The 2,597-nt window shown below is 38.0% G+C and carries 3 protein-coding genes and 1 tRNA gene; 1 reads left to right on the top strand and 3 read right to left on the bottom strand.

All coding sequences use genetic code 11. The annotated features are described in order from the left end of the window. Positions 1-189 precede the first annotated feature (189 nt). Positions 190-265, top strand: a tRNA-Gly gene (locus tag AAEZ22_RS17910). 290 nt (positions 266-555) lie between these two features. On the opposite strand, the gene AAEZ22_RS17905 is transcribed toward AAEZ22_RS17910, so the two are convergent. The 3 genes from AAEZ22_RS17905 to AAEZ22_RS17895 form a co-directional block, all read right to left on the bottom strand. Further along, positions 556-984 (bottom strand): secondary thiamine-phosphate synthase enzyme YjbQ, encoded by a 429-nt coding sequence (locus AAEZ22_RS17905; protein ID WP_089367755.1) that lies wholly within the window; start codon positions 982-984, stop codon positions 556-558. Continuing rightward, positions 981-1,448 (bottom strand): chemotaxis protein CheX, encoded by a 468-nt coding sequence (locus tag AAEZ22_RS17900; RefSeq protein WP_011327200.1) that lies wholly within the window; start codon positions 1,446-1,448, stop codon positions 981-983. The genes AAEZ22_RS17905 and AAEZ22_RS17900 overlap by 4 nt, the downstream gene beginning before the upstream one ends. 63 nt (positions 1,449-1,511) lie before the next feature. Next, positions 1,512-1,949, bottom strand: coding sequence for a transcriptional repressor (locus tag AAEZ22_RS17895; protein WP_011327201.1), 438 nt, complete (start codon positions 1,947-1,949; stop codon positions 1,512-1,514). Positions 1,950-2,597 lie beyond the last annotated feature (648 nt).

The raw sequence follows: 2,597 nt of genomic DNA, 5'->3' as shown, positions 1-2,597 counted from the left end.
GCACTAGCTCAGTTGGTAGAGCGCGACCTTGCCAAGGTCGAGGTCACGAGTTCGAGCCTCGTGTGCCGCTCCAATTTCTAACCAAAAGAAATTGCAGTGTTGAATAAAAATGCGGTACTAGTTCAGTTGCCAGAATGTTGAACGCGATTTGTCGCGCACCAACGGACGAATTACTGACTACTTTATAATGCGGTACTAGCTCAGTTGGTAGAGCGCGACCTTGCCAAGGTCGAGGTCACGAGTTCGAGCCTCGTGTACCGCTCCAATCTTTTATATCTATTAAAAATATCCCTAAATAAAAAGCCATAAAAAAATTCTTATTTTAAATACAATCTTTCTCTATCTGATTTCATATGCAGTGAACTATCCAGCGACTGAAGAACACTAGGTTTTCTCGCTATGCATTCGATAAAAATTGAGTTAAAGCCTTTAGTAATTAGCAACGATAGTTACTCGCGAAGGGCAAGTTCTTTACCAATAAAGTGATGTGTTTTTACTGTGATAATTAATGGGTATGCGGCGGGAGTGAGGTTTAAGCTTTGATGAGGCGACTTGTTAAAACAACTCGCCCTGAATGGTTGCTACAATTCGCCTAGTACCACCGCTGTCTCGATGTTCACCTAAATAAACACCTTGCCATGTACCTAAAGCTAAATAGCCATTTGTAATAGGGATGCTTAACTCACAGCCTAAAATACTGGTTTTTATATGAGCTGGCATGTCGTCGTCACCTTCATAATCGTGACGATAATAGGGTTGGCACTGCGGAACAAATTCATTAAAGTGGCTCTCCATATCCATACGTACAGTAGGGTCGGCATTTTCATTAATGGTTAGGCTAGCTGAAGTGTGTTGAATAAATAAGTGCAGTAAACCCACTTTGTAATTTGTGAGTTCGGGGATTTGAATGAGTATTTCGTTATCAATTAAATGAAAACCTCGGATACGAGGTTTTAAAGTAATGACTTTTTGTTGCCAACTCATAACTTATCGAAACTCACTTCAATATTGGCGTTACCCGCATCGCAGGTAAATGGCATGAGTATTTTTTTACCTTGGCTTTTATGGGTAATTGTATGGTCTTTACCAGATACAACTATTGGAGTTGCCATATCAAAGTCGAAACCTTTTTGACCCAATAAGTTTTTAGCGCCACCTGTAACCATATTAGTAATTTCGCCTACCATATCGGTTACTTCTTCATTTATACTATCTGGACGTTCGCCAAGCATACGCTCCATGATAGTTAGTGCTAACTGCTCATCAAAAGTTATTGAAAAAGAGCCTCGTGTTTGCGGACCAACCATTCCGATCAGGCCTGATACATCACCACAAGCTTTCTCATCAGTTTTAATGCGTGGCTTACCTGGCTTTAATTGTGTTTGAGCCATTGTACTTAATACATTGATCAAAGAAGATAAAAAAGGGTTGATGAACTCTACATTCATATAATTTACTCTTAAATTGGTGCTAAAAAATAGCTATATAAAATGTTTATATCGCTACTAAAACTATGCAGCTCTACAAGACTCACACCTTCCATGTGCTTCTATTGTTTGCGCCGATACAACAAACCCACCTTCCGCAGCTAAACTATTTAGCTCATGCGAAATAACGGTTGAATGCAGTTCTTTAACAAAACCACAGGTATCGCAAATTAATAACTGTACAGGATGAATATGATCAAAATGATGGCACAACATAAATGCATTGGTGCTTTCAATTTTATGAATAAAACCAAGCTCAGCCAAAAAATCTAATGCACGGTATATCGTGGCAGGTTTAGCGCCAGTTTCTGTTACTTTTAATTGCTCGAGCAAATCATACGCGCCCACACCACCTTGCGCACTTGCAAGTAAACGAAATACCTTTTCACGGATAGGTGTAAATCGCGCACCACGGTTGTCACATACTTGTTTTGCTTTACTTACGAGTGATTCTATATTCATCGTTCTCTTATCCTTATGCTACCTTGATATAATATCACACTGTATTTAAGTTGCAGTGTTTAAATTAAACGCGTTTGTTAAAGCTATTCACTAAGGCGTGTTTATCTTTAGAGGTTAAATTAATAGTAGCGAGTTTGGTTTTAGGGAGGGCAGTACTTATTGTATAGTGTCGCTATTTTCCATTAATAAGCGATAACGCTTGTTTGGATATTTGCTTGTAGTAAATGAGCAAGTAAATAATACCTATGTAGTAGCTTCAGTACTATATAGTAAAATAATGAAGGCCATTAGTTTTAAACTACATTAAAAGTACATTGGCTTTCTCTAATTTCTAATTACTCAGGTTATTACTTATAAAGAATTGCATGACTTTTAGTTTTGTTTACTATTTGTGCATGCTTAATATGCGTAGCGTAATAAGCACACTTTATATTACCCAAACAATCGAGTGGTGCTTAAATTATGCACTGCTCAATACCAGCTTAGAATGTAAAACCAAGTCGAGTTACCCAAAATGCAGATGGTTTAGTATTGTTTTTAATCGTTTGGTTTAAATATCAAGCGAACAGCATTTTATTTTAAGTTTTCTTTAAAAAACGCTTGCGTAAAACTGGCTGCGCCCTATAATGCGACCCCACTGAGACGGCA

The sequence above is a fragment of the Pseudoalteromonas sp. 20-MNA-CIBAN-0454 genome (assembly GCF_040308685.1).
In the GTDB taxonomy this organism is placed as follows: domain Bacteria; phylum Pseudomonadota; class Gammaproteobacteria; order Enterobacterales; family Alteromonadaceae; genus Pseudoalteromonas; species Pseudoalteromonas nigrifaciens.
The sequence above is the reverse complement of the archived record's forward strand: the minus strand, read 5'-3'. Positions and strand labels throughout refer to the sequence as shown.